Annotated in this window: 23 protein-coding genes and 1 tRNA gene; 13 read left to right on the top strand and 11 right to left on the bottom strand. The window is 42.5% G+C overall.

Features of this window, described 5'->3' with window-relative positions; translation table 11 throughout:
• Window positions 1-32 precede the first annotated feature (32 nt).
• The 6 genes from NIES1031_RS13460 (at window position 33) to NIES1031_RS13435 (ending at window position 6,924) form a co-directional block, all read left to right on the top strand.
• Window positions 33-1,436: an amidase gene (locus NIES1031_RS13460; protein WP_073549942.1), complete on the top strand. Its 1,404-nt coding sequence runs from the start codon at window positions 33-35 to the stop codon at window positions 1,434-1,436.
• Window positions 1,437-1,883: 447 nt separating this feature from the next.
• On the top strand, window positions 1,884-3,428 hold the full coding sequence (locus NIES1031_RS13455; protein ID WP_073549941.1) for an amidohydrolase family protein: 1,545 nt from the start codon (window positions 1,884-1,886) through the stop codon (window positions 3,426-3,428).
• Window positions 3,429-3,610: 182 nt separating this feature from the next.
• Complete coding sequence (locus tag NIES1031_RS13450; RefSeq protein WP_073549940.1) at window positions 3,611-4,645, top strand: ABC transporter substrate-binding protein; 1,035 nt, start codon at window positions 3,611-3,613, stop codon at window positions 4,643-4,645.
• Between the two features lie 81 nt (window positions 4,646-4,726).
• Window positions 4,727-5,623, top strand: a complete 897-nt coding sequence (locus NIES1031_RS13445) for an ABC transporter permease (RefSeq protein WP_073549939.1) — start codon at window positions 4,727-4,729, stop codon at window positions 5,621-5,623.
• A 15-nt stretch (window positions 5,624-5,638) separates the two neighbouring features.
• Window positions 5,639-6,445 carry an ABC transporter ATP-binding protein gene (locus NIES1031_RS13440; protein WP_073550082.1) on the top strand — a complete coding sequence of 269 codons (807 nt, stop codon included), beginning with the start codon at window positions 5,639-5,641 and terminating at the stop codon, window positions 6,443-6,445.
• Window positions 6,446-6,450: 5 nt separating this feature from the next.
• Window positions 6,451-6,924: a TIGR03943 family putative permease subunit gene (locus NIES1031_RS13435; protein ID WP_073549938.1), complete on the top strand. Its 474-nt coding sequence runs from the start codon at window positions 6,451-6,453 to the stop codon at window positions 6,922-6,924.
• A 121-nt stretch (window positions 6,925-7,045) separates the two neighbouring features.
• Here NIES1031_RS13435 and NIES1031_RS13430 read toward each other — a convergent pair.
• The 3 genes from NIES1031_RS13430 to hisF form a co-directional block, all read right to left on the bottom strand.
• Window positions 7,046-7,118 (bottom strand) — tRNA-Ala (locus NIES1031_RS13430).
• A 51-nt stretch (window positions 7,119-7,169) separates the two neighbouring features.
• A complete protein-coding gene (locus NIES1031_RS13425) occupies window positions 7,170-7,364 on the bottom strand; it encodes a hypothetical protein (protein WP_015190541.1) in 195 nt (64 codons plus the stop codon).
• Between the two features lie 79 nt (window positions 7,365-7,443).
• Window positions 7,444-8,217, bottom strand: a complete 774-nt coding sequence (gene hisF, locus NIES1031_RS13420) for an imidazole glycerol phosphate synthase subunit HisF (protein ID WP_073549937.1) — start codon at window positions 8,215-8,217, stop codon at window positions 7,444-7,446.
• Window positions 8,218-8,291: 74 nt separating this feature from the next.
• On the opposite strand from hisF, the gene ruvB reads away from it, so the two are divergent.
• The 3 genes from ruvB to NIES1031_RS13405 all read left to right on the top strand — a co-directional run bounded on the left by ruvB (window position 8,292) and on the right by NIES1031_RS13405 (window position 11,834).
• The gene (gene ruvB, locus NIES1031_RS13415; protein ID WP_073549936.1) at window positions 8,292-9,380 is read left to right on the top strand and encodes a Holliday junction branch migration DNA helicase RuvB; all 1,089 of its coding nucleotides are present in this window, start codon (window positions 8,292-8,294) and stop codon (window positions 9,378-9,380) included.
• Window positions 9,381-9,563: 183 nt separating this feature from the next.
• Window positions 9,564-10,364 carry a tetratricopeptide repeat protein gene (locus NIES1031_RS13410; protein WP_073549935.1) on the top strand — a complete coding sequence of 267 codons (801 nt, stop codon included), beginning with the start codon at window positions 9,564-9,566 and terminating at the stop codon, window positions 10,362-10,364.
• Window positions 10,365-10,550: 186 nt separating this feature from the next.
• On the top strand, window positions 10,551-11,834 hold the full coding sequence (locus NIES1031_RS13405) for a glycosyltransferase (protein WP_073549934.1): 1,284 nt from the start codon (window positions 10,551-10,553) through the stop codon (window positions 11,832-11,834).
• On the opposite strand, the gene NIES1031_RS13400 is transcribed toward NIES1031_RS13405, so the two are convergent.
• Entirely contained in the window at window positions 11,819-12,619 is an 801-nt protein-coding gene (locus tag NIES1031_RS13400) for a TIGR01548 family HAD-type hydrolase (protein WP_073549932.1), read from the bottom strand. The two genes, NIES1031_RS13405 and NIES1031_RS13400, sit on opposite strands and share 16 nt — an antisense overlap.
• A gap of 201 nt (window positions 12,620-12,820) precedes the next feature.
• On the opposite strand from NIES1031_RS13400, the gene NIES1031_RS13395 reads away from it, so the two are divergent.
• From NIES1031_RS13395 to NIES1031_RS24985, 3 genes are all read left to right on the top strand, one after another.
• Window positions 12,821-13,120: a 30S ribosomal protein PSRP-3 gene (locus tag NIES1031_RS13395; protein WP_015190535.1), complete on the top strand. Its 300-nt coding sequence runs from the start codon at window positions 12,821-12,823 to the stop codon at window positions 13,118-13,120.
• Between the two features lie 625 nt (window positions 13,121-13,745).
• Window positions 13,746-13,997, top strand: coding sequence for a hypothetical protein (locus NIES1031_RS24990; RefSeq protein ID WP_218596799.1), 252 nt, complete (start codon window positions 13,746-13,748; stop codon window positions 13,995-13,997).
• Between the two features lie 127 nt (window positions 13,998-14,124).
• Window positions 14,125-14,493, top strand: a complete 369-nt coding sequence (locus NIES1031_RS24985; protein ID WP_218596804.1) for a Na+/H+ antiporter NhaC family protein — start codon at window positions 14,125-14,127, stop codon at window positions 14,491-14,493.
• A 307-nt stretch (window positions 14,494-14,800) separates the two neighbouring features.
• Here the strand turns inward: NIES1031_RS24985 and NIES1031_RS26055 are convergent, their stop codons facing one another.
• The 4 genes from NIES1031_RS26055 to NIES1031_RS13370 form a co-directional block, all read right to left on the bottom strand.
• Window positions 14,801-18,877 carry a S8 family serine peptidase gene (locus tag NIES1031_RS26055; protein WP_073549931.1) on the bottom strand — a complete coding sequence of 1,359 codons (4,077 nt, stop codon included), beginning with the start codon at window positions 18,875-18,877 and terminating at the stop codon, window positions 14,801-14,803.
• A 676-nt stretch (window positions 18,878-19,553) separates the two neighbouring features.
• The gene (locus NIES1031_RS13380) at window positions 19,554-20,654 is read right to left on the bottom strand and encodes a precorrin-8X methylmutase (protein WP_073549930.1); all 1,101 of its coding nucleotides are present in this window, start codon (window positions 20,652-20,654) and stop codon (window positions 19,554-19,556) included.
• 2 nt (window positions 20,655-20,656) lie between these two features.
• Entirely contained in the window at window positions 20,657-21,025 is a 369-nt protein-coding gene (locus NIES1031_RS13375; RefSeq protein ID WP_073550080.1) for a helix-turn-helix transcriptional regulator, read from the bottom strand.
• A gap of 16 nt (window positions 21,026-21,041) precedes the next feature.
• Window positions 21,042-21,374, bottom strand: coding sequence for a type II toxin-antitoxin system RelE/ParE family toxin (locus NIES1031_RS13370; RefSeq protein ID WP_073549929.1), 333 nt, complete (start codon window positions 21,372-21,374; stop codon window positions 21,042-21,044).
• A gap of 146 nt (window positions 21,375-21,520) precedes the next feature.
• Between NIES1031_RS13370 and NIES1031_RS13365 the strand changes: the two genes are divergently transcribed.
• Window positions 21,521-23,458: a heavy metal translocating P-type ATPase gene (locus NIES1031_RS13365; RefSeq protein WP_143167772.1), complete on the top strand. Its 1,938-nt coding sequence runs from the start codon at window positions 21,521-21,523 to the stop codon at window positions 23,456-23,458.
• Here NIES1031_RS13365 and NIES1031_RS13360 read toward each other — a convergent pair.
• The 3 genes from NIES1031_RS13360 to NIES1031_RS13350 form a co-directional block, all read right to left on the bottom strand.
• Complete coding sequence (locus NIES1031_RS13360) at window positions 23,418-24,500, bottom strand: AI-2E family transporter (protein ID WP_073549928.1); 1,083 nt, start codon at window positions 24,498-24,500, stop codon at window positions 23,418-23,420. The genes NIES1031_RS13365 and NIES1031_RS13360 overlap by 41 nt on opposite strands.
• A gap of 290 nt (window positions 24,501-24,790) precedes the next feature.
• Entirely contained in the window at window positions 24,791-25,324 is a 534-nt protein-coding gene (locus NIES1031_RS13355) for an SDR family NAD(P)-dependent oxidoreductase (protein ID WP_084544344.1), read from the bottom strand.
• 206 nt (window positions 25,325-25,530) lie between these two features.
• Window positions 25,531-25,926, bottom strand: coding sequence for a Uma2 family endonuclease (locus tag NIES1031_RS13350; protein WP_330219965.1), 396 nt, complete (start codon window positions 25,924-25,926; stop codon window positions 25,531-25,533).
• Window positions 25,927-25,935 lie beyond the last annotated feature (9 nt).

Genomic DNA, 25,935 nt, shown 5'->3' with positions numbered 1-25,935 from the left:
ATTGATAATTACAAGTTAGTCTAATTCATTTTATGATTCATCAGTTAACGGCGACAAAACTCGCCCGTGCAATTCAAAGTAGGCAGATCCGCGTTGTTGACGCAGTGGCTGCGTGTTTTGAACAAATTGAACAACACAATGATCGTCTTAAAGCAATCATGACAACCTGTCGCGATCGCGCTTTAGTAGAAGCAAAGCAAGCTGATGCAGCGATTGAACAAGGGCAAACCCTCAGAATTCTACAGGGTGTTCCTTTTACAGCCAAAGACTTGACACCAACAGCAGGAGTGCGCACAACATTTGGTTCAGTCATTTATCAAGATTATGTCCCTCAACACGATGAACTTTGCGTCGCGCGATCGCGATCTTGTGGCGGTATCTTAATCGGTAAAACGAATACACCCGAATTTGGATTAGGTGCGCATTGTACAAACTCACTTTACGGACCAACTACTAACCCTTACAATCCCAATTACACTTGTGGTGGTTCGAGTGGCGGTGCAGCCGTCGCAGTTGCAACGGGGATGTGTTACCTAGCCCAAGGAACCGATATGGGTGGATCAGTGCGAACTCCAGCAAGCTTTTGTAATATTGTTGGGTTGCGCCCTTCTGCTGGGCGGATACCGCGTCGTCGCAAGATGTTGCTATGGGATTATTTAGATACCGATGGAATTTTAGCGCGTACAGTAGAAGATGCCGCATTGATGCTGGCAGCAATGGCTGGTGAAGACTGGGGCGATCCATTGTCCGTAGGTAGTCAATGGAATAGACCAGATTTTTCACCGCAGATATGCGATCGCTTAACAAACAGTGTACGTGTTGGCTTCAGTGCGAATTTAGGAATTGCCACAATTGATGCTGAAGTTGAAGCTGTTTTTCAACGTGCGATCGCACAAATTACAAGTTTGTGTCCTCAGGTAGATGCTGCACATCCTGATTGTTCAATGGCGCAATTTGCGTTTGAGACGCTGCGGGCTGCGACACTACTACACAAACAAAAGCATCATTATGCAAAGTACGCCGATTTACTTTCAGAAAGTGTGCGGTGGAATATTGAACGCGGTAAGGGAATTTCTGCTGCTGATCTCTTAAACGCCGAAGCCGAACGCGATCGCCTATATCTTAACTTCTTAAACTTCTTCAAAAAGTACGATATTCTTGCAACGGTAAGCGCCAGTGTTCCTCCATTTCTGCACACGCAATCAGAGATTCTAGAAATCAATCACACTCCATTGCGTAATATTATTGATTACTTGACAATTACCTACACAATCTCATTAACAGGTTTACCTGCTATTTCAGTTCCCTGTGGTTGGACAACATCAGGTTTACCTATTGGTATGCAATTAATCGGCAAACCCAGAGGAGAAGCCGAGTTACTTCAATTTGCTTATTTACTACAAGAGAGATTAAACTTTCGCCATCATTGGCTTTAGTAAAGATACTTATCCAATTAATAGGAAACTGGGTGACAAACGTAACTTAAAGGCTGGTAAATGGTCATCGGTAATTGGTAAGCATGTCTATTACCTATTACCCATTACCCAATAATTAGATATTGTTGCAAAGTTATAACTTGTTTTATCTGATACAGTTTTCTGATTAGAAGAATTTTAAGCTAGAAAATAGCTTAGCTTGGCGTGGCTAAAGCTTATAGATAAAGCGTCTTAGAACGCTAGCGCAACAATCCTGATTGAAGCCACCCGTCGAGCTACTATGATGAATTCTACAAAGCAAGCGATCGCTATTAATGACATAAGAAGAAATCATATCTTCCTTCTTCAATTTGTTGTGATCATCAATATTTAAATTGATTCAATTTCTTTCTAAGAAGACTAGCAAAATCTTGAGCTTACTTCAACAATTGAATTGACAAAAGTCTCATGAACTCATCATTAATTCGTGGCAAATATGTAATTTGCAAAGCGCTAAGTAGAACTGATGTTGAAATTATTGAAGACGGCGCTATTTTTCAACAGAATGGCAAGATTATTGAAGTTGGAAAATACACAGATCTCATTGAGAAATATCAACCAAATCAAATCATTGGTTCATCCGAAGATGTTGTCTTACCTGGGTTAATTAACTGCCATCATCACGTAGGACTTACGCCATTTCAACTCGGTTCGCTCGACTACCCGTTAGAATTGTGGTTTGCGAGTCGGCTTGCAGCGCGAAACGTCGATCTTTACCTCGATACACTCTATGCCGCATTTGAGATGATCGAATCAGGAGTCACCACTGTACAACATATTCATGGTTGGCGTCCTGGTCCTGCCTCAACGTGGTTTGGAATTGCCGATCAAGTGTTGCAAGCATATCACGATATTGGGATGCGATCGTCTTATTGCTTTGCAGTCCGCGATCAAAATCACTTTGTCTACGAAGCAAACGAAGAATTTGTCAAAAAGCTACCGGCGCATATTGCACCAGAAATTGCAGCGATTCTGAAAGTGCAAGAAGTACCACTACAAGATTACCTCGGCTTTTTCGAGCATCTCTGGCAAAAATGGAATCGCCAAGCAAACGGCAGAATTCGCATTCAGCTTGCGCCAGCTAACTTGCATTGGTGTTCTGATGAAGCTTTAGAAAAATTGCAAACATACTCTTTAAAGTACGACGTCGGAATGCATATGCACTTGCTGGAAACAGCATACCAAAAAGTTTATGCTCAAAAACGCACTAATAAAACTGCCGTTCGCCATCTTCACGATCTAGGAATTCTAGGACCACATCTTACGTTAGGACACGGTGTCTGGCTCACCGAAGACGATATCGATTTGGTTGCAGAATCAGGCACAATGATTTGTCATAACGCGAGTTCTAACCTGCGATTGCAAAGTGGAATTGCCCCCTTAAATCATTACGTCAAACGCGGCGTCACCGTGGGTATGGGGTTAGACGAAGCAGGAATCAACGACGATCGCGATATGTTGCAAGAGATGCGCCTCGTCTTAAAACTACATCGCGTCCCTGGGATGGAAGAATTAGTCCCAACATCACCGCAAGTCTTCCAAATGGCAACAGAACACGGTGCAAAAACAACAGGATTCGCCCATGAAGTCGGCACTTTAGAAGCAGATAAAGCCGCAGATATCGTCATCATGAACTGGCAACATATTGCCTATCCGTACCTAGATAAAGCAATCCCAATTTTAGATGCAGTACTCCACCGCAGTCGTACATCAGGAGTAGAAACCGTCATAGTTGCAGGAGAAGTGATTTACAAAGAAGGCAAATTCACCAAAGTAGATAAAGCCGAAGCACTAGAAGAATTAGCAAATTCACTCAAAATTCCACTAACCCCAGCCGAAGAACGTCGTTGTGTACTAGCGCAAGAGGTCTTTCCTTATGTCAAACAATTCTACGATGGTTGGCTAGATCACAGCCATTGCAATCCCTTCTACTGTCAAAACGCCCGACAGTAACACCGCTTTGTTTCAAGGTTAATACAAATAGGCAGCAGGGGAGCAGAGGAGAAATTATTTGTAGTTCTTAATTTAATGAAACGATCTTCAAAAACTCCACACTAAATTTCTCTCTAACTCTTTCCTCGACTCTGTGGTTCGTTTCAAAAAAACCTTACTCAATAAAGCAGAAAAAAAACACTATGCTAAGCATTCGCCCCAATCGCCGCCGCTTTATAGGAATAGGAATAGCAGCAGCACTTGCCCCCATTTTCCTCAATTCCTGTACCAACAATCAAACAACAAGCACTTCAGGCAATCGTACCATCAGATTTTCGCACGGCAGCGGACTTTGCAATTTACCCTTATTCTACGCCTCAGAAAAGCAGCTATTTGAGCAATATGGTTTTAGTGGCACAACCGCCTTAACTCCATTTAATGCAGATATTGCCGCCCAGCTAGCCACAGGGCAAGTCGAAATGGCAGTCATTCCCTTTACAAATGCGATCGCAGCTTATACTCAAGGTGCATCTTTTCAAGTTGTTGCTGGAAGTGGTATTGAAGGCTTAATCGTCGTCGCCAAGCCTGAATTTAAAAGTTTCCAAGACCTCAAAGGTAGAAGAATCGGTACATTTCAAGCAGATACTTTAGACATTATTGTATACGACTATCTGCAACGCAAAGGGATGAGCTACAGCGATGTCGAAATGGTTTACTTTGGCGATTCAACTGAAGTTCTCAACGCTTATTTAGCTGGACAAGTTGATGCAATTAGCAGTATTGAACCTTACGCAACTAAAGCCAGAACATCAACAAATGGTAACGTACTTGGAGACGGAACAGATATTTATGGTGCTGGATATCCCGATTGCGTAGTAGCAGCACGAAATGAACTCATTCAAAACGAACCAGAAGTTGTGAAAAACGTCATCCGCACTTTTTTTGAAGCACAATATTTAATCGAAAACAACTTTGAAGAAGCAGCACAAGCAACCATCGATAAATACTATAAAACCGATATGGCAAGTTTGCTGCAAGCCGCACAAGCACAACCACCTGGTGTTGATATTCGGAACAAACGCGATTTTATGTATTCGCGCGCAGAAAGTATGATGGCGTTGAACTACATCAATCAAAAACCTGATGAAAACTTTGTGAATTTTTCCTTGCTCGATCAAGTTATTCAAGAAAATCCAGAATTGTGGCAGCGCGTGAGAGTGAAAACAGAAGCAGCGTAATTGGGTAATGGGTAATTCTTGAGGAAGAGACTTTTAATTAATTATCACCTTTTTTTGGATTAAATTAAGTCATAGTGAATTATGTTGAAATCAAAACGTACTTCAGATACAGATAGTCAATTTACAATACAAGCTAATCAAAATAAACCGCGTTCTAAACTGCGAAATAATTTAAAAGAATTTGCTATTAATGCCGGATGGTGGATTCTTTCTATTGGATTATTTATTGGTATTTGGGAACTGTTAACGTTGATGGGGTTAGTTAATACGCTGATTTTGCCACCACCGCATCAGTTTTTAGCAGAAATTGGCAATCAACAACAGTTTTTAACACCAAGAATCGGAGTAGAACGCACAGGTGCTAATTTTGTTGCATTAACTGCGATCGCCGCCACACTCAAACGCGTACTGATCGGAATTTCACTTGGCTTTGTTGCTGCACTTATCTTTGGTTGTTTAGCGTCTTACTTCAAGATCTTCGGTAAGCTAACGTTACCAGTCATTACCTTACTTGCTCCAATTGCGCCTGTTGCTTGGATTCCTTTAGCAATTCTGGCATTTGGCATTGGTGACAGCGCGGCGATTTTTGTTGTTTTTGTCGGTATTTTCTTTATTCTGACGCTGGGTACGATTAATAGCATTAATAAAGTCGAGCAAATTTACATCAACACGGCGCGGGTACTCGGTGCAAATCGCAGTCAAGTGATGCGTCACATTATCATTCCGGCGATTATTCCTGATTTGTTCGTCATTCTGCGAATGAACTTATTTGGTGCGTGGATGGCGGTATTAGCCGCAGAAATGGTAGGAGTCAATACCGGATTAGGAGCGATCGTCATGGTAGGGCGACAGATGTTCAATGCGCGATTGATGTTTTTGGGTATGGCAATGATTGGCATTGTGGGATATTTGCTAGATACCGGATTTGCTCAAATACAAAAGCGTGTCCTGTGGTGGAAGAGTAGCGCTCAAATCTAGATGAGGGAAACACCAATGGGTGAAATTGTCTGTCAGCACATCAGTAAAGCTTGGGGAATGGGAACAGCAGATGAATTACTCGCACTCGATAACATTAGCTTTTCGGTCAATTCGGGTGAATTTGTTGTCATTATTGGACCAAGTGGTTGTGGTAAAAGTACGCTACTATCAATGATTGCTGGCTTAGAAAAGCCAACGAGTGGCACGATTCTGCATAATGGCGAACCAATCAAAGCACCACAAAGCGATCGCTCGCTAATTTTCCAACAACCTTCTCTGTTACCCTGGTTATCGTTAATTGATAACGTTGCTTTCGGACTCACTTTAAAAGGAATGAACAAGAAAGAGCGCTATCAACGCGCGCAACACTTTTTGAGTGAAGTGGGTTTACGTAACTTTGCAAATAAGTACCCGCATCAACTTTCGGGTGGAATGCAACAACGTGCTTGCATCGCGCGTGCATTATGTTTGGGAGCCGATATTATTCTTATGGACGAGCCATTTGCCGCTTTAGATGTGCAAACTCGGTACAACATGCAAAAGTTTTTGCTCGATATTTGGGAAGGGACAAACAAAACAGTTATCTTTGTCACGCACCACATTGATGAAGCAGTTTTTTTAGCAGATCGCGTGATAATTCTCACAGCGCGTCCAGGCAGGGTACTAGAAAGTGTCAAAATTAATATGCCACGTCCGCGTGATGTGATTAGCGCAGAGTTTGAACGTCATCGTGCTATGTTTATCGAACATTTACGTTCTGAAGTTACAAAAGCCTTTGCCGAACAAGAATTAGCCGAAATGCTCGACACTCGTATAAAGTAACCGCAATGCACAAATCACTTCAGTTGCTACAAGACTTTGCCAAACGAGTGACAGGAATTGCACTTACAGAAAAACCAGCAATTGATATTTGGCAATATGCTGAATCAGCTCATGAAGAATCAAATCCATACAAACGCAATATCTTACAGTGGCGGCGTTTAATTTCCTCAGTTAAAGATCCTTTAGAAACTTTTCCTGGCGAACCCGTCGATCTCATAGGATTCGTACAGCAAACAAAATCGCCTGAACAATTCATCCTTGTGCGACACGTCATTCGTTGCTGTTTAGCAGATACAGTACCGCTTGGACTACCTGTTTACACAACTGATGCAGCAATGTTTACTCCTAACTCCTGGTTGAGAGTACAAGGTCATTTTGAAGTTCAAAACATCCAAGCCAAACCAACGTTAGTCATCGTTCCCAAAAAAATTAAATCAATTTCTCAACCCAAAAAAAGATACATCAACGGCGTATTCTAGATATATCTATTCTAGACATCGCATACCTATAGCAATTCGAGAAAATCTCCCGATCTCTTTCATTTGTGTTCTTTGCGCCCTACCTTGGGGGAAGGCTATGCCTATGTGGTTCGTTCAAAAATGGAGCTAAGCGGATTCGAACCGCTGACCCCCTCAATGCCATTGAGGTGCTCTACCAACTGAGCTATAACCCCTTGAGCGTTTCGTATTATGACCGAATAAGGCTGATATTGTCAAGTTAGCGGTTATCCTGAAGCACTCAACAGATACGTCATGCAGTTACCCATGAGAAAATAGACTACCAACATCGCCGCTGCGGCAAGCGCGACTAGAGTTCCTGCTAACATCAAAGAGAACTCTTTGTGATAGAACGCTTCTTCCATCAAATGCAGTGACCAAGCCACTAACGCTACGTCGAATATGAGAATTGGTATCAGCATTTTTGAAAAAATTAATTCTTATTCATATATCTTAACAAGGAAAGTTACAATGTGCCGGAAACGAAATATGAGTAAATTGTTAAGCTACTAAACGGACAGAGCAACCGCGATCGCGCAAATAGTCTTTAATTTCTCCAACACTTAATTGACCGTAATGTAACAGTGATGCGAGTAACGCGGCTTCGGCTTTACCTTGAGTCAGCGCTGCATGAATATGTTCGCAATTACCAGCACCACCAGAGGCGATAACAGGAATTTCAACAGCCTCCGCGATCGCCCGCGTTAATTCCAAGTCATATCCCGCTTGCGTCCCATCCGCATCCATACTCGTTACAAGTAACTCACCCGCCCCCCGCTGGGCAACTTCTTTTGCCCAAGCAAGCGCATCGATGCCAGTATTTTCGCGTCCGCCCCGAACATACACATCCCAGCCAGGGTTAGCTGTATCTTGCCTTTGTCGTGCATCTATAGCAATGACTATACACTGATTGCCAAAGCGATCGCTCGCGCGGTCAATCAAGTCAGGTTGTCGTACAGCAGCCGAGTTGATACTGACCTTATCGGCTCCGGCTCTTAACAAACTTTTAATTTGTTCTAAGGATTGAATTCCACCACCAACCGTCAAAGGCATAAACACTTGCTCCGCCGTACGATACACCACATCGATAATAATGTCGCGGTCTTCATGCGTTGCGGTAATATCGAGGAACACGAGTTCATCCGCCCCCGCTTCGTTGTAAACTTTGGCAAGTTCAACCGGATCGCCTGCATCTTGTAGATTGACAAAGTTCACTCCTTTAACGACTCTCCCTGCTTTGACATCCAAACAAGGAAGAATTCTTTTTGCTAGCATTGTCTGCTCCTGTGTTAGTAGTGTAACGATCAAAGCACAATTAATTTATATGACCGATTTTTAATTTTCTAATCATGGCGATAATTTCTTCTAAGCAATCTCACTCGGAACCCGAACGCCGCAATCCTCGAACCACACGCCCGCGCGAGGAACTTTTACAACCAAAAGCGATGGTAGATGAGCATGGTAAACAAGAAGAAAGCATTCGCCCCCAAAAATTTGCTGATTACATTGGTCAGAAAGACTTAAAAGAAGTTCTCGATATTGCCCTAAAAGCGGCAAAAGCTAGAGGTGAAACCCTCGACCACTTGCTATTGTATGGTCCCCCTGGGTTAGGAAAAACCACAATGGCGCTGATTTTAGCCGCAGAAATGGGTGTCAATTGCAAAATCACTAGTGCGCCAGCCTTAGAACGTCCACGAGATATTGTAGGGCTTCTTGTCGGGTTGCAGCCAGGCGACGTGTTATTTATCGATGAAATTCATCGGCTATCGCGCATGGCAGAAGAAATTTTGTATCCGGCGATGGAAGATTTTCGCGTTGATATTACCACGGGTAAAGGTGCAAGTGCCAAATCGCGCAGTATCCCCTTGCAACGGTTTACTTTAGTGGGGGCGACAACACGCGCTGGTTCGCTATCATCACCATTACGCGATCGCTTTGGATTAGTGCAACGATTGCGATTTTATCAACCTGACGAACTCAGTCAAATTGTTTTGCGCACCGCGCAGCTACTCCAAACTGCGATTACCGATGATGGGGCGCTAGAAATTGCACGGCGATCGCGCGGAACACCAAGAATCGCCAATCGCTTACTCAAACGCGTGCGCGACTACGCCGAAGTGAAATCTGCGGGATCAATCGACCAAAGTGTTGCAGCCGAAGCTTTAACTTTATTTCAAGTCGATCCTTGCGGTCTCGATTGGACAGATCGCCAAATGCTTACCGTGATGATTGAACAGTTTAATGGAGGACCTGTAGGAATTGAAACAATGGCAGCAGCAACGGGAGAAGATACGCAAACAATTGAGGAAGTATATGAACCGTATTTGATGCAAATCGGTTATCTTCAGCGAACACCTCGCGGTCGAGTTGCTAGTCCAGCGGCTTATCAACACTTGGGTTTTAACCCACCCAACGAGCAGCTTTCTTTATTACCATAAGCATTGATATAAAGCGTGGTAATAGGTAATTGGTAATTGGTGCTTAAATTGAATTATCCACAAAATGCTTGTCATAAGACTTCTAAAATGAATTTAGCGTTTGTGGATTAGGCATCTTGCCTACTCAAAGTTTAAATTGGTTCTTTCGCCAGAGATCGATTATTCAATACCGATAACTTTTAGATGATACGACTCATTGTAATCTTCTTAATACTTTTGTTTGGGGTGACTGAGCCAGTATTAGCGCAATCCCAACCCCAAATTACAGCAGAACAATTTCAACAACTCGACAGTTTAGCCCAACAAGCTTTAAATGCCACGAATAGCGGAGATTTTGCCACCGCCGAAACTTACTGGACGCAAATTATTGACTTGTTTCCTGATAACCCTGCTGCTTGGAGTAACCGAGGAAACGCAAGAGTCAGTCAAAACAAACTTGATGAAGCGCTAGCCGACTACAATAAATCTGTAGAATTAGCCCCAAACGCACCCGATCCTTACTTAAATCGCGGAACGGCGTATGAAGGATTAGGACGATGGGAAGAGGCGATCGCCGACTACAATCGCGTTCTTGAAATTGATCCGAATGATGCAATGGCGTACAACAATCGCGGTAATGCTGAAGCTGGGTTAGGACGATGGGAAGAGGCGATCGCCGACTATCGTAAATCAACTGAAATCGCGCCCAATTTTGCCTTTGCGCGTGCGAATTATGCCTTAGCCTTGTATCAAGTTGGTAAAAAAGACGAAGCAATCCGCAATATGCGCAATATTATCCGCAAATATCCTAGCTTTGCCGATATGCGCGCTGCATTAACTGCGGCGTATTGGGAACAAGGTAAACAAGGCGAAGCTGAAAGTAATTGGGTATCAGCAATAGGACTCGATCAACGCTATCAAGATATCAACTGGGTAGCAAATATACGTCGTTGGCCTCCCGTAATGGTAGCCGCATTAGAGAAGTTTCAAAAATTGAAATCGTAACTCAATAAACGCTTAGCGAATGAATTTCCTGCTAGCCAAACCCTATCCACCTGCGTAGACTACAAGTAAAGCATATTTTCCCCTTAAACCTCACATCGAAAGTGTGCGCGGGCACACTTCGTGTAAAGTAGCCTCGACTTTAGTCGAAAGGCTTCTTAATAACCCTGACCTCCGACCCCTAAGAATATGACACATTTCGGCATTCTTTGCCCCAGTTCTCCTGGACATCTCAATCCGATGACGGCATTGGGTAAGGAGTTAGTGCGACGCAAACATCGTGTCACCTTGATTCAAGTTCCCGAACTCGAATCGCAAGCATTAGCCGCAGGGTTAGAGTTTCAAGCGATTGGGGAAAAAGAGTTTCCCCCTGGGGTACTCGCGCAAAAATTTGCACAACTTGGTCAACTCAGTGGCTTGAAGGCGATCGCTTTCACCCTCGATCTGATTAAACAGGGTGGCACAATCATTCTGCGTGATGCTCCAGAAATTGTCGCATCATCAGGTATCGAAGCGCTGCTAGTCGATCAAGTGTCGCCAGAAAGCGCAACGGTAGCAAAGTATTTAAATATTCCTTTTATTACGATCTGCAATGCACTGATTCTCAACCAAGAACCTGGAATTCCGCCTTTTGTGACACCTTGGCAACGTAACACGGCTTGGTGGGCATTACTCCGCAATGGTATCACTTATGCAGTGTTAGAGCGCGTAGCACGACCTGTGCGCGAAGTATTAGATGAGTATCACCGCACGTGGAACTTACCGCTTTACAAAAAGGTTGCTGACTCGTTATCTAATTTAGCACAAATTAGCCAGCAACCCGCAGAATTTGAGTTTCCTCGGATGCAACTACCTGAATGTTTTCACTTTACTGGACCCTTTGTTGATTCCGCAGGGCGCAAACCGATACCGTTTCCGTATGAAAAATTAACCGGACAACCGCTGATTTATGCTTCGATGGGAACGTTGCAAAATCAACAGCAGAAGATTTTTCAGGCGATCGCCGCTGCGTGTGAAGACTTAGACGTTCAATTAGTGATTTCCCTCGGCGGTGGTAGTACTCCCGAAACCTTACCCGAACTTCCTGGAAAACCACTTGTTGTGCAATACGCACCGCAACTCGAACTTTTGCAAAAAGCAACATTAACAATCACTCATGCAGGATTAAATACAGCGTTAGAATCGTTGAGTCATTGTGTCCCGATGGTGGCGATACCAATCACGAACGATCAACCAGGTGTTGCAGCGCGGATTGCTTGGACAAAAACAGGAGAATTTGTTCCATTATCGCGCTTGAGTGTATCTAAACTCAAAGCTGCAATTCAACAAGTACTAACAGAAGCATCTTACAAACAAAACGCCCTCAAACTACAACAAGCCATTCAGCAAGCGGGTGGAGTGCGTCGCGCGGCGGATATTATCGAACAAGCGATCGCTACCCGAAAACCTGTACTTCGTCACAGCAGTTTTTGAATTTCGCGAGGAGTTAATTCCTGTACATTGTCAAAAACAACTTTCGCGCCTGCAACTTTGAGCGTTTGGGCATACGCATCGCGTCGTTGTCGTGATGCCTGAACGTGCGGCGGTAAGACACCAACACCAATCCAAGCTCGATTTGGAGCAAGCGATCGCGCTTTTTCTACCGTGTACATATCTGCAACTGTATCTCCCACATACACTACAGACGTGCAATTGTCAAGAAAATTATTTGTTAACTTTTGTACTGTAGCTATTAGCCCTGTCGGATCGGGTTTACTCGGTGCATCTTCCATCGCGACTAACACCGGAGATTGCAACCCTAAACGTTTTTCTAACACATAGTTTGCAGAACCTCGTGTCGCACCACTAAAAAATCCCCAAGCGATACCTACACTACTCAGTTCGTTTAAATAATGACTTTGTAACAGCAGTGGTTCATTACAAATATACCCTGTCCAATTTTCAGGGTCGGAACCGCGATAACGAGATTGAAAGAAGCGGACAATTTCTTGGTAATCTAGCGCTAGCGAATTGCGCTGTTGACCCTGCCCCTCAAAATAACGGTAAATCAACTCCTGCGACGCTTCCCAATCGTTATTCCAGATCCCTTCGGATTTGAGTACGTCGATATCGGCTAAAGATGGACGATACGCGCCTTGCGTAAAGTGTTCCACCGTATCCGCGATCGCCCGTCGATACGAATTACTGACATCGCGCACCACGCCATCAATATCAAAAACAACAATTGCTGAAACGAGTAATTGAGATTGTTGTGTCATCTTTATCCCATTCAGGGATTATCACCTATGAGCCTCATCATTTTACCCCATCTATACCATCCACCTGCCGTACAAAGTTCTGACCTCTGACCCCAGATCTCCGACCCCTTTAAATTCATTTCAGCAGATGTTATGGCATTGCGTTAATATAAATGGTTGCACAGTTAGTAATTTTTGCCTGGTACTGCCTCGGAGGTTTGATTGTCAAAGTTCATTTTAAAAGTTCTCTGGCTAGACGAAAATGTGGCGCTTGCGGTCGATCAAGTTGTAGGTAAAGGCACAAGCCCTTTGACTCGTTACTTTTTCTGGCCTCGTAATGATGCTTGGGAAGAGTTAAAAAACGAGTTAGAATCAAAAAACTGGATTACCGATCAAGAGCGCGTCGAGTTGCTCAATAAAGCAACCGAAGTCATTAACTACTGGCAAGAGGAAGGCAGAAATCGCCCAGTTGCTGAAGCACAGGCAAAATTTCCGGAAGTTACCTTTACCGGAAGTGCCTAGCATTATTCGTGCAAGCTGGCAAGATTTTTTGCTCAAAATTTGCAGTAGAAAAAACCATCCTTGTAAGATTGCCATCAAGGGTGGCTTTTCAATATTTTATCAGGATGTAGCAGAGCTTAGTTGACAGTTGACAAAATCTTCCCACACTCTCTTCACTGTCAAATGTCAACTTAGCGTGTTCGATATCCTAACTATTTTTTCGACTGCTACAGTATTTAGTCTTTTTTAACTAGGCGATCGCAGTAGCTATCTATTTTATTCATAGAAGCTATCTAGATAATAATTTGTTTGCTCATCCAGGATTTGATATGCTGCTAAGAAAAATATCAATAAATAATAGATTTAATCGTTGCTATTCTTGTTTCTTTTATTTGTTTAATATTTAGCATTACTCAAGGTTGTTTTATTGCCTATCCCCTAATAATTTTTTAGCATATTTGCCATCACACTTTGGCGCAGGGAATTTGCGCTAAAAACTCTATTTTCCTTAGCAATTACTAGTAGTCAAAAATCTTTTTCTGTTATTAATATTATTCTCCTTATCGGTGCAGTAACAGTTGTTTGGATGGCAGCCTTTATTTTAAATAGCATAGTTTCCGTACTACTTGGCACTTTTTTCGGAACTGTGAGTACTATTGGTGTTGCTTTAATGATTATGGCGCGAGAAAGTCACGTTAATACACACTTAGTAGCAGGCGCAATTATCGCTGGAGCGTATGTGGGCGATCGCGCTTCTCCTATGTCTTCTAGTGCGAATCTGATTGCCACGATTACCAGTACTAAATTGTATGTCAATCTCAAAAATATAGTAATAACTGGCTGGCTACCTTTACTTGTTGCTGGCATTATTTATTTTTATCATTTAGCAATCCCATAGTTATCGACAACAGTACTTTAATTACTGAAACTCCTCTTTTTTCCAACCTGAATATCTATGCATTACTACCAGTTGGTGTTATTTTAATTTTTTCCTTGTTACAAGTTGAAGTTAAGCTGGCTTTACTATTGAGTATAGTTACGAGCTTATTAATAGGAATAACTCTACACAAAAATACTCTATATTTCAAATTGCTAACTATGCTGTATTTAGCTATGAATTAGATGAGGCACCTGATTTAGCTTCTATCCTTAAAGGAGGTGGCATTATTTCTATGCTCAAAGTTTCTATAGTTGTGATTATTTCTACAGCTTTAGCAGGAATAATTGGTGGAACAAGAATTTTACAAGTTATTAAAATATTTTTACAAAAAGCACGCACAAAAAGTCGATTATTCTTCGGTACAATTATTGTAGGAACTGCCGCAGCGGCTTTTGGCTGTACTCAAACTATTGTGATTCTTCTAACGCAACAACTTGGACAAGAAAGCTACTAGCATAAAAAGCTAGATAAATATCAATTAGCCGTAGATTTAGAAAATAGAGTTGTTGTTCTATCGCCTTTGATTCCTTGGAATATTGCAAGACTTGTAGCAGCAGCAATTTTAATGACTGATGTAGGATTTATTCCTTACACGTTTTATTTATATTTATTACCACTTCTTTGTTTAGTCAAATTTAACAGGGAAAGTAGTGATCGCAATTGATACCAGCACCGCGACAGATTATAGGTCAGTTAACAGTACTGGTAGTATCATGAACAATAGCAGCAACACCAGATAAATGCTTGCAGCTATCGAAACCTTAGACAAACGCAAAAGTAGGCGCAGCGATAGTTAGATCGGCAGAAACATTCGATAAAATACCAATAAGTTCGCCTCTTTCCGTATCACCAGGATCGTAAATTAAAGCAGCATTGATCGTATTATTAACCGTGAAGAAGTCTAAGCTATACTGGTCAGCTAAACCATGTAGTTGAATAGAATCTTGGCTAGCGTTGAAATCGGTAATCAGAGCATAGTCTGATTCGCCTGTGGTTACAGGATCGTTATCACTGTAGAAGACACGGTTTTGATCTCCTAAAACAAAGATATCGCCGTCTCCTAATCCAGCAAGAACATCAATTTCACCTGTACCGAAACCAGTAGAGGTATCAACACCAACTAGGCGATCGCTTCCCGCACCGCCATTGAGCGAATCGTTACCCAATCCACCAAAAAGACTATCTGCACCGGCTGCACCCAAGAGGGTATCGTCTCCTCGTCCACCAAAAAGACGATCTAAATTAGCACCGCCGTTGAGGTAGTCGTTGCCTTCTCCGCCATCAAGGGTATCATTGCCATTACCACCATTAATTGTATCGTTGCCAGCTTCACCCAAAAGGCGATCTAGACCGTCACCACCATTAATCGAGTCATTACCCTCGCCGCTGAGGATGCTATCGCTACCACCTTGACCTAATAAAATATCATCGCCGTCGCCACCGAAGATTCTATCGTTACCAGCACCGCCTTCGACGCTATCATCACCTTCGTCAGCAAGAATCAGATCGTTACCAGCACCACCAAAAACTGTGTCTTTACCTGCTAATGCTTGAATGACATCATTACCACCAAGACCAAAAATGCGATCGCGTCGATTAGTACCTGTAATGACATCATCACCTCCAGTACCAGTAATTTCATTCGGCGGTCCTAGTTCGCTGAGGGCGTTAAAGGCATTAAGCCGACCGTTGGCAACGACTTTTCCTGCTAGCGCAGCAAGTGGATCGACCTTTAACAGTAGTTCTTGGACTTCTTGAGTGCTGAGGCTAGGGTCTTCTGACCAAAGTAAACTCGCAACTCCTGCTACGTGAGGTGTCGCCATTGATGTCCCACTGTAGACAGCATATCCTCCAGGAACCGTGCTGAGAACATTTTCTCCTGGTGCTGCAAGATCGACGGTTGTTGCTCCAATATTAGAAAAATAGGCTAGTTGATCGTTATGGTTAGTTGCAGCGACAGAGATGACGTTATCGAGGTTGTAAGTCGCAGGATAAAAAGGATTTGTGTCATTGTCGTTACCGTAGCCATTACCAGCAGCTGCGATAAATAATTGTCCTGCTTGACCTGCGGCTGCGATCGCATCATACAATCCTTGGTCGTAGCCGCCACCACCCCAGCTATTGTTAGTTAGATTAATGTTGACTCCATGGTTTTTCTTCATCAAGGTGGCGTATTCTACTGCTTGAATCGCATCGAAAGTATAGCCCCAACCGTCGTCGCTCAGGAACTTCAGCGCCATAATTTTGGCATTCCAGTTGACGCCGACAATGCCTTGATTATTATTCGCTTCAGCGGCAATTGTTCCGGAGACGTGCGTTCCATGACCGAAAACATCCATCGGATCGCTATCTTCGTACACGAAGTCATAACCGTAGACATCATCAACAAATCCATTACCATCATTGTCAATGCCATCTCCAGCAACTTCACCTGGATTCTTCCACATGTTGTCGTTGAGGTCTGGATGCGTATAATCTACGCCTGTATCAATAACTCCCACAACGACATCACTTCCCGTTTGAGTATCCCAAGCTTCAGGAGCATCAATATCGGCATCTACCTTACCACCTGTTTGTCCTGTATTGTTGAGTCCCCAAAGTTCTTTAAATCGCGGATCGCTGGGAATTGTTGCTGTAGTACGAACAATAAAGTTCGGTTGAATGTACTCAATGCGTGGATCGTTACCGAAACTCTCGATCACCTGTCTAACACTTGTTCCGGAGATTGACCAGCGTTGAATTCCTAGGGTTTTGGTAGTTTCTATAACTTCTGCACCTAGTTTTTCGCGTAGGGTATTAGCTTCGCTACTGCTGACTCCAGCGTTCAGCTTAATGATCACCTCGCCTTGTGCATAGTCTCTTCCTTCTATCAACCCCTCTAGTTGGACTAATGGGTTTGTATTTTCAAGAATAGGATCACTGGTATCGTCATCTACGATTGGTTGAGCAGCAAGCGTTGTCGCAGTTGCGGTGGAATTAGGAGCCTTTCCTTGTAAAATTGCGATCGTCTCTCCCCTGGCTGTCACCCCTGAATCGTAGATCATCGCTGCATCTACTCGTCCTTCTGGAGTAGTAAAGTAGTCTAGTTTATACAGATTATCTGTACCATAACGTTCTAGGGTATCTTCGCTGGCGTTGTAATCGGTGATTAAAGCGTAGTCAGACTCTCCTGTCGTTAGTGGATCGCCGTCGTCGTAGTACGCGCGAACTTGATCGCCCAGCACAAAGGTATCGCTACCTGTATTGCCAAAAAGCGTATCAATTTCACCAGTACCGTATCCTGAAGGGGCACTAGCAACAACAGGAAGGTGAACGCCAACAAGTCGATCATTTCCGACTCCACCATCGAGGCTATCGTTATCAAATCCACCTACGAGAGTATCTGCTCCTACATTGCCGCTGAGACTATCATTCCCTCTACCACCAACAAGGCGATCGCTTCCGGCTCCACCCAAGAGCAAATCTACGCCATCTCCACCATCAAGGATATCATTACCACCTTGACCCAAGATCAGATCATCGCCTGCTTGTCCGAGTAAGCGGTCTTGACCAGTACCACCCTCAATCGAGTCATTACCCTCACCACCAAGAATGTTGTCGTTTCCTTCGTTTCCAATTAGGATATCGTTACCGCTATTACCAGAGATCGTATCGTTACCCAGTCCACCTTCGGCTCTATCTTTACCATCTCCTCCAGTAATTAGGTCATTACCACTGCCACCAAAAATGAGGTCATTGCCGCCCAACCCTTGTAAAATATCGTCACCACCAAAACCAGAAATTGTGTCGGGACCTCTGCCACCCGTTAGAATATCATCTTCTTCTGTGCCATCGAGTTTAAGACCTGGCGGAATCTCATAAAGGTAAATTTCGTAGTCTGAACCATCATATCCGCTCCAAACAACTTTATTGCCGGAGATTTGGGGGCTGTAATCATAAGTGTTATTATCTGTTAATTGGGTGATATCGCCATCGTAGAGATAGATTTCCTCATCGTTACCGTCGTAGCCTGACCAAACTATTCTGTTGCCATCTATCTGTGGGTCATTTTCAGAAAAATTATTGTTAGTAATTTGGATGGATTGAGTTCCATCATAGAGATAGACTTCACTATCATTGCCATCGTATCCTAGCCAAACTACATTATTGCCAGAAATCTGTGGGCTGTAGTCGTATGTGTCATTGTTAGTCAGTTGAATGATTTGAGTGCCATCGTAGAGATAGATTTCATCATCATTACCGTCGTAGCCTGACCAAACTATTTTATTGCCATCTATCCGCGGGCTGTAGTCTGGCGTATCATTATTGGTGATTTGAATAGTCTGCGTGCCATTGTAGAGATAGATTTCACTATCATTGCCGTCATAGGCATACCAAACTACATTATTACCAGAAATTTCTGGACCATAAGCTGATGTATTATTGTTGGTTAGTTGGATAGTTTTAGTACCATCGTAAAGATAGACATTACTATCAGTAAAGTCTTGATTATAGGCATACCAAACAACTTTGTTGCCATCTACTCTTGGGCTATAGTCATAGTTATTATTGTCAGTAATTTGGATAGTATTTGTACCTTTGTAGAGATAAATTTCACTATCATTACCATCATAATCCGACCAAACTACGTTACTGCCTGAAATATCCGAAGGAAACTCATAGCTATTGTTATTAGTTAATCGAGTAATTTTTTGACCATCATAAAAGTATATTTCCGAATCATCAAATTCGGGATAGCCATACCACGTGACTTTATTACCTGATATTAATGGACTATAATCATCATAGTTATTGTTAGTTAATTTGGTAACATCATTGGCTGGAGAGTTCTTATCCATATTTTTGAATCTCCTATTTAAATTTGATGAAATTTTGTGGTGATTTCTGTTGCTTTAACCCTTTTACACAAAAAATCAAACAAATACCTCTTTCCCCCGTGCTAGTAGGCTTATTGCCATAAGTAACACCACTCTGACAGGGAGGAAGTTAGATTAGTATTAACAGCCTTAAATTAAGGTGTTTCGTGATAGAGCTTTTCCTTAACAATGATGTAGTATTATACTGATTTAAAAGTATGATAAAATTGTGAGGAAGTTGTGAGGAAAGTGCTTAAAATTTTTACATATTTTTAGAAGAAACTATTGTTTGACTTACTAGTCTTTACATCTACAGATAAAATAATCGCAGTCCATTCAAATTTTAATATTTTTTAATAAGAACCTAGAGGATATCTCTTTTTAAGCCTTTAGCTAATTTTGCAATCAACTAAGTATTTTTAAGAAGAATGAGGTTCTAAATTTGGCATAGCAAAATTCGGTGTTGCGAAATGATCACCTCGTTTCTGTAGATACGATGTGGGTTATAAAAAATTATCTTTCTTAGACTCTGGACTAAAAATGTATGTTAACTAGAGACATTTGTGCTGTATCACCTCAATCAAGCTGGGTAATTGAGCGCAAGTTTTATCATCAGTTTCTGTCTTTAGGCGAGTATTAATCTAAATTGCGATCGCCCCTAGTTACACTCATCTAAATAACAATGACAGTCGGGCTTTTCAATTAACGATTCTGCAAGTGCATTAAGGGCGACAGCTGCGAGTAAACCACCTCCTAACGTTCCCTCAGTCGTAATAAAAGGAATACGCGATCGCATCAATCTGCGTTTAGCTGCGGGGGCATGACTAAAACCAATTGGCATTCCGATAATTAAAGCAGGTTGTATGCCATTTTCTATCGCGTCACACACTGCCATGAGTACCGATGGTGCGTATCCTACCACTAAGACACACCCACGTTCAAGTTGCTGTAATTTTCGTTGATGTTGATGCCAGAAAACTTGTTCCGCTTCAGCCGCACTGGTAATATGAGGATCGTCAATCAGTGTTGTCACTTTACAGCCAAGATGTTTTAAACGAGTTTGATCGAAGGCTGCAACTACAGCAGGAACATCGCCGACAACTTGGCAATTTGATGATAAAGCATTTCTAGCAGCTGCGATCGCCTGATTTCCCAACCGCACAAAGTTAACTAAACTCACATCACCACACGCCAACACAAGCTTGGAAAGAAGATCGGCTTCAATTTCAGAACGATCCGACAAATCGGGTAATAACCGCTGCAACGACTCGGCAAAAGCTTCAGGATGGTCGTGCGTTGCAGCATCCCAACTATCCCACAACTGTTCTAATTGTCCTAATCCATCTTGCGTTTCGACTTCTAAAAGTCGCAATTGCGCAATTGCTTCGGCTTGCAAATTTTGACACGCGCGATCGCGCCCTAATAATCCTTCTAAGGCTGCTGCGGTTTGGCGTAACCGTGCTAACTGTTGCATTACCGATTGATATTGCTGTTGTAGTTGCGTTGTCAGCGTGTTTTCGCTACTCGAATCGGTTTCGAGTAATTGACGAATGTGCGATAGTTGAAAGCCTTGTTGCTTTAGGGCGACAATTCGCCGCAATTGTTGGACATCTTGTTGCGTATACAGCCGGTAGTTGCTGTGCGATCGCACCGGTTGCGGTAATAACCCCACTTGATGATAATGCCGTACCATGCGTGGTGTCATATTACCACCCACAGTTTCAGTCAGTTCTTTGATTGTTAAGTACTCATTTGCCATAATCAATGACTTGCACCCAACTGTAAATTTTTATCTGCTGCATCTTCAATACTGGTGGTAGTCACAGAAATTGCTTCAGCAATATCTCTCGGTGTTGCTCCTATCGACAGTAAAGCACGAATTAACAAATCAGTAGAAACGGATGGTTCTCCAGCTTCCATTTTTGCTACTCTTGATTGACTCGAATCAATCTGCCGTGCTAAAGCAGCTTGAGAAAGCTTACGATTTAAGCGATACTCTTTTAATTTTCTACTAAGTGCTAGCTTCATTTCAATTAGAGCAACTTCTGCCGACGAAAGTCCCAGAAACTCCTCTGCCGTGCCAATTTTCCAGCTTGCTGCTTCCAACCGTTGACGTTTTGCTGAATCCATAGTCAATACTCCTTTGTTATATTTCGTCATACCGCTTTATCCGCTTCTTGCAATTTTCAATTACCGAAGATGGTGTTTTTTGTGTAGTTTTTTGGAAAACGTCTAGAATCAAAATTGCATCTTCATCAATACGATAGATAATTCGCCACTCTTTATTCAAGTCTGTAATTCTTAGTTCATGGCAGTGAGAACCGATACTAGGCATCGGGCGCGAATGTGGTAACGATAATGTCTCTCCATTCTGGAGTTTACGTAACAAAAACCCAACTTCAATGCGAGCCTCAGATGAGAAGGGTGGTGTTTTCACCTCACCACTTAGCCAAACTAATGGTTTATTGCCATCGTTTATATATTCTAGAATATTATATCAGATTTGACATATTTTGTATATTTACATTAGCAACATTTCCTTTAATTGTTGGAGCAATAGCTTGACATTGACATTAATGTTAAGGTTTAGCGTAGGGTAGTCGCCTGATGAAATTGACTACTGTGATGGCTCATTCCCTTGCAATTCCTCGCTGGACTCAAGTTGTTAAAGAACATCCCGATGCACTTGCTGCGATCGCCTGTGGCATTTTGTTATTCTGCGGTTGGTTATCGTTGTACTGGGGTTGGCTGGGTTTAGGATTGTTACTTCTGTTTGCGGCGTATGTGATTGGCGGTTACGAAAGCGCCCGTGAAGGATTGACAACTTTATGGAAAGAAAGAGAACTTGATGTTGACTTGCTGATGATTGTCGCCGCATTAGGTGCCGCAGGATTGGGTTTGTGGCGACGAGAATATTACTTAATTGTTGATGGAGCGGTATTAATATTAATCTTTGCAATCAGTGGTGCGTTAGAAGGTTATGCCATGCAACGTACCGAACGCGATATTCGTAGTTTGATGAGTTTGAGCGCAGATACCGCACGAGTATTATTGCACGGACAAGAACAAATGATTCCGGTTGCTAAATTACAAGTTGGCGATCGCATTTTGGTCAAACCTGGAGAATTGATTCCTACCGATAGCATTATTGTTGAAGGTTACACGACGCTTAATGAAGCGGCAATTACAGGAGAATCGCTACCAGTAGAGAAGACAATTGGAGATGAAGTTTTTGCAGGTACGCTGAATGGTTACGGTGCTTTGCAACTACGAGTACATCAGCCACCCGAAAGTAGTTTAATTCAGCGCGTGATTCAACTTGTCAAACAAGCGCAAACCGAAGCACCCCCATCGCAGTTATTTATTGAGCGTTTTGAACGCGGATATGCACGGGTAATTGTGGTATGTGGAATTCTACTGGCAATTTTACCACCGTTGATTTGGGGTTGGAATTGGGAAATAACAATTTATCGGGCTTTGATTTTTTTAGTTGTGGCGTCGCCGTGTGCATTGATGGCGGCGATTATGCCTACATTATTATCGGGAATCGCCAATGGGGCGCGTCAGGGAATTTTATTTAAAAGTGGCGCACAGTTGGAGATGATGGGAAAAGTAAGAGCGATCGCTTTTGATAAAACAGGAACTTTGACGACGGGGAAATTACAGGTTGTAGCGGTGATTCCGGCGGATGGGGTGACACAAGAGGAGGTGTTGCAGGTAGCGGCGGCGTTGGAGGCTTATTCGGAACATCCCATTGGTGAGGCGATTGTGCAGGCGGGGAACGAACCACACAGACGCAGAGAACGCAGAGAAGAGAAGATAGAGAATGTGCTTTCGCATCCTGGATTGGGGATTAGCGGAGAAATAGATAATCAGGAAGTTCGAGTCGGAAAAGCAACATTCGTCTGCGAAGAAAGACCCCTTTGCCAAAGAGTGTTGGGGAAATCCAGCCAGCGACTCGAAGCTGAAGGGAAAACTGTGGTGTGGGTGGCGAGAGAAAATCAGGTACTAGGAATTGTTGCGGTGGCGGATACGGTGCGATCGCAAGCTTTTCAAATTGTTTCGTACTTAAAGCATCTGGGTGTTGAGCAAATTGTGATGCTGACGGGGGATAATGAACGCACTGCGCGTCATATTGCCCAAGATATCGGTATTGATCGCGTTTATGCGGGACTTTTACCGGAAGATAAGGTCAATGTGATTCGCGATTTACAGAAGCAATATCAAACTGTGGCGATGGTGGGTGATGGGATTAATGACGCACCTGCACTTGCTCAAGCATCGGTGGGAATTGCCATGGGGGCGGCGGGAAGTGATGTGGCGTTGGAAACGGCGGATATAGTGTTAATGGCGGATCGTTTGGATAAGTTAGTTGCAGCGATTCGATTAGGAAGGCGATCGCAATCGATTATTAAACAAAATATTGTGTTTGCTTTGGGGTTTATTGTATTACTACTAATTGCGAATTTTGTAGGTAATATTACCTTGCCTTTGGGTGTAATTGGGCATGAAGGTTCAACTGTTATTGTGACACTAAGCGGTCTGCGGTTACTGCGGAATTAGTTTCTTCAGGTTCATCTTGCATATTGTCTAACACGTCTTTCAAACAACTTGCTAAAGGTACAGCAACGAGTAATCCTAAAAGCCCTGCAAGTTTTGTACCAATAGCTAATGCTGCAATAATTCCTACAGGACTAAGTCCGGTAAAACTTCCGAGTAGCCTAGGTGCAACAATTTGATCGATAATTTGATCGACAACAAGTGCAACAGCTAATGTTTTCACTCCGAGCCAAAAATCGTGCGAAGCAACTAATAAACTCACCAAACTAAAACTCAAAACATCGCCAAAAGGAATTAGGGTAAGAATTCCTACGCCTAAACCAAAAATTGAGCCAAAAGGAACATCTAAAAAGAGAAATACTAAAGTCATTGCAATCCCAACAATGACTGCTAAAGCAACTTGCCCGACAAAGTAGTTTTGGAAATTTTGTCTTAAAGATTGCTGTAAAGCAATACCAAAACGTGGTGGAAATCTTTTAAGAACTCCTTTCCAGATTCGTTCGCCATCTAATAGAAAATAGAAACTAATAACGACTGTTACAATAACTTCTGAGACGCTATCGATTGCGCCTAGTGCCACTCCTAAAAAACGCTGTGCTAAAGATTCTAATTCTTCAGGTAGACGTGCTGTTATTTGACTCGCTAATTCAGTAAAATTAATTGGTAAATTTCGCGATGCTGCCCAATCATCAACGGCGTGAAGTTTTTCACTTCCTGAATCAATCCACTGTGGTAGTAGTTTAGCACTTTCATTTAATTCTTCTAAAAAGAGTGGAATTAAAGTGATACCTAAACCAACTAAAATGACTAAAGCTGTGATAAAAACAATTCCAACAGCATATTTCCGTTGAATTTGACGTTGTTGCAAAAAATCAACAGGATAATTTAAAATAAAAGCTAAAATAGCAGCTAAAACAAAAATACTCACTAATGGTTGAAAATACTCGAAAACTTGTAACAATAACCAACCATTTAAGATAACTAAAGGAAACGGCAATCCGATTGATAACCATTGCTGTGCTTTAGTTTTATGCGAATCAGTCATAATAAAAATGTTTTTAAAGACACAGATATTATCCTATGCTACGTAATCAGAGACTTAAATTGCATAGCGATATATCTATTTTTTAGTGTATTTATACGCAGTTAAACTAATGCATCGCCACCATCTATTAGCAAAGTAGTTCCTGTCATAAAGCCGTTACCCATTAAAAATAAAACTGCACCGCCTCAATTTCTTCAGGTTTTCCAATTCGCTTGACAGGAAGTTTTTGCGCGATCACTTTTACAACCTCTGCACGTTGCTCGCCAAATATTCTATCAAGCATTTCTGTATCAACGACACCAGCACAAACTGTATTGTACTCGTATTGGCGCTAACTCAACCGCTAAATTCCGCGCAACCGCTTCAATTCCTGCATTCGCGGCTCCTGCTACTGCTAAGCCAGGATAACCGCGATGCCCAGCTAAACCCGAAATAAATGTAATTGAGCCATCAGCACGAATTTGAGAGATGCTGTGTTTCACAACATGAAAGGCTCCCCAAATTTTACTATCCAGGGTAGGACGCAGTTTTTCGATTGTAGTTTCTGATAATGGCGCAGTGGAAGCCTCTTGAGCAGAAATGAATAAATGATTGAAAGTTCCAATTTCTGCAAATACTCGATTAACTGCCTTTTCATCCATAGTATCTGTTGCGATCGCTCTGACATTTTGCCCAATTAAATCTTTTGCTTGTTCGAGTTTTGTTAATGAACGTCCTAAAATAGTGACACTTGCACCTTCAGCGTGAGCAAGTTTTGCCACAGCTAATCCAATTCCTGATCTGCCTCCAACTACAACCACAACTTGATTTGATAATCGTTCTATCTCTTACGCTCTTTCAGGCTTAGATGATTCTACTAATCTCTGAACTACAACTGTCATTAAACAGAAAATAATTGCTCGACTGATATGTTAATCTTTGGAAAGGCAAGTGGAGATACTATTCCAGCTTTAAAATCTTGCCGCGATTGATACTCATTTTCTTGTGGATCGCGAAATACAATTAGTTGTAGCGTAGTAAGGTCTAAAATTCAATGCTCTGAGATTCCTGCTACTGCATATATGGGCTGCTTCTGTTCTAAATCTTTTATTAAACTTGAATTAGATATCTCTACCACCAGATAGATGTCATTTGCTCCAGGATGACGCTCTCGGTAATCGCTCCAAGAACCCCGTACAATTGCAATATCGGGTTCGGGTTCTGAATCTATAAGTGTAATTAGACGGGCTTCGCGAACGAAGGCTTGACGATTGAGGCGATCGCGGAAATAATCAGCTAAGTTTCCTCCACAAAATGTATGCAGTGGTGCTTCTGGGGTGATTTCGTAAATTTTTCCCGCCAATAGTTCAACGCGGCGATCGTCTAAAATACCAGATGCAATCATCCGGTGATAATCGTCTAGTGTCCACTTGGCTAATGTTTCCATAACTTGTCA

This window comes from Chroogloeocystis siderophila 5.2 s.c.1, from assembly GCF_001904655.1.
GTDB lineage: Bacteria > Cyanobacteriota > Cyanobacteriia > Cyanobacteriales > Chroococcidiopsidaceae > Chroogloeocystis > Chroogloeocystis siderophila.
Note: the sequence above shows the minus strand (reverse complement) of the source record. Positions and strands in the feature narration are given on the sequence as shown.

Coding starts and splice junctions, on each gene's coding strand:
- NIES1031_RS13380 (WP_073549930.1), bottom strand. CDS start 20,654: ATGGCAAATGAGTACTTAACAATCAAAGAACTGACTGAAACTGTGGGT.
- NIES1031_RS13400 (WP_073549932.1), bottom strand. CDS start 12,619: ATGACACAACAATCTCAATTACTCGTTTCAGCAATTGTTGTTTTTGAT.
- NIES1031_RS13365 (WP_143167772.1), top strand. CDS start 21,521: ATGGCTCATTCCCTTGCAATTCCTCGCTGGACTCAAGTTGTTAAAGAA.
- NIES1031_RS13435 (WP_073549938.1), top strand. CDS start 6,451: ATGCACAAATCACTTCAGTTGCTACAAGACTTTGCCAAACGAGTGACA.
- NIES1031_RS26055 (WP_073549931.1), bottom strand. CDS start 18,877: ATGGATAAGAACTCTCCAGCCAATGATGTTACCAAATTAACTAACAAT.
- NIES1031_RS13440 (WP_073550082.1), top strand. CDS start 5,639: ATGGGTGAAATTGTCTGTCAGCACATCAGTAAAGCTTGGGGAATGGGA.
- NIES1031_RS13425 (WP_015190541.1), bottom strand. CDS start 7,364: ATGCTGATACCAATTCTCATATTCGACGTAGCGTTAGTGGCTTGGTCA.
- NIES1031_RS13450 (WP_073549940.1), top strand. CDS start 3,611: ATGCTAAGCATTCGCCCCAATCGCCGCCGCTTTATAGGAATAGGAATA.
- NIES1031_RS13445 (WP_073549939.1), top strand. CDS start 4,727: ATGTTGAAATCAAAACGTACTTCAGATACAGATAGTCAATTTACAATA.
- NIES1031_RS13350 (WP_330219965.1), bottom strand. CDS start 25,926: ATGGAAACATTAGCCAAGTGGACACTAGACGATTATCACCGGATGATT.
- NIES1031_RS13410 (WP_073549935.1), top strand. CDS start 9,564: ATGATACGACTCATTGTAATCTTCTTAATACTTTTGTTTGGGGTGACT.
- NIES1031_RS13375 (WP_073550080.1), bottom strand. CDS start 21,025: ATGGATTCAGCAAAACGTCAACGGTTGGAAGCAGCAAGCTGGAAAATT.
- NIES1031_RS13360 (WP_073549928.1), bottom strand. CDS start 24,500: ATGACTGATTCGCATAAAACTAAAGCACAGCAATGGTTATCAATCGGA.
- NIES1031_RS13405 (WP_073549934.1), top strand. CDS start 10,551: ATGACACATTTCGGCATTCTTTGCCCCAGTTCTCCTGGACATCTCAAT.
- ruvB (WP_073549936.1), top strand. CDS start 8,292: ATGGCGATAATTTCTTCTAAGCAATCTCACTCGGAACCCGAACGCCGC.
- NIES1031_RS13460 (WP_073549942.1), top strand. CDS start 33: ATGATTCATCAGTTAACGGCGACAAAACTCGCCCGTGCAATTCAAAGT.
- NIES1031_RS13455 (WP_073549941.1), top strand. CDS start 1,884: ATGAACTCATCATTAATTCGTGGCAAATATGTAATTTGCAAAGCGCTA.
- hisF (WP_073549937.1), bottom strand. CDS start 8,217: ATGCTAGCAAAAAGAATTCTTCCTTGTTTGGATGTCAAAGCAGGGAGA.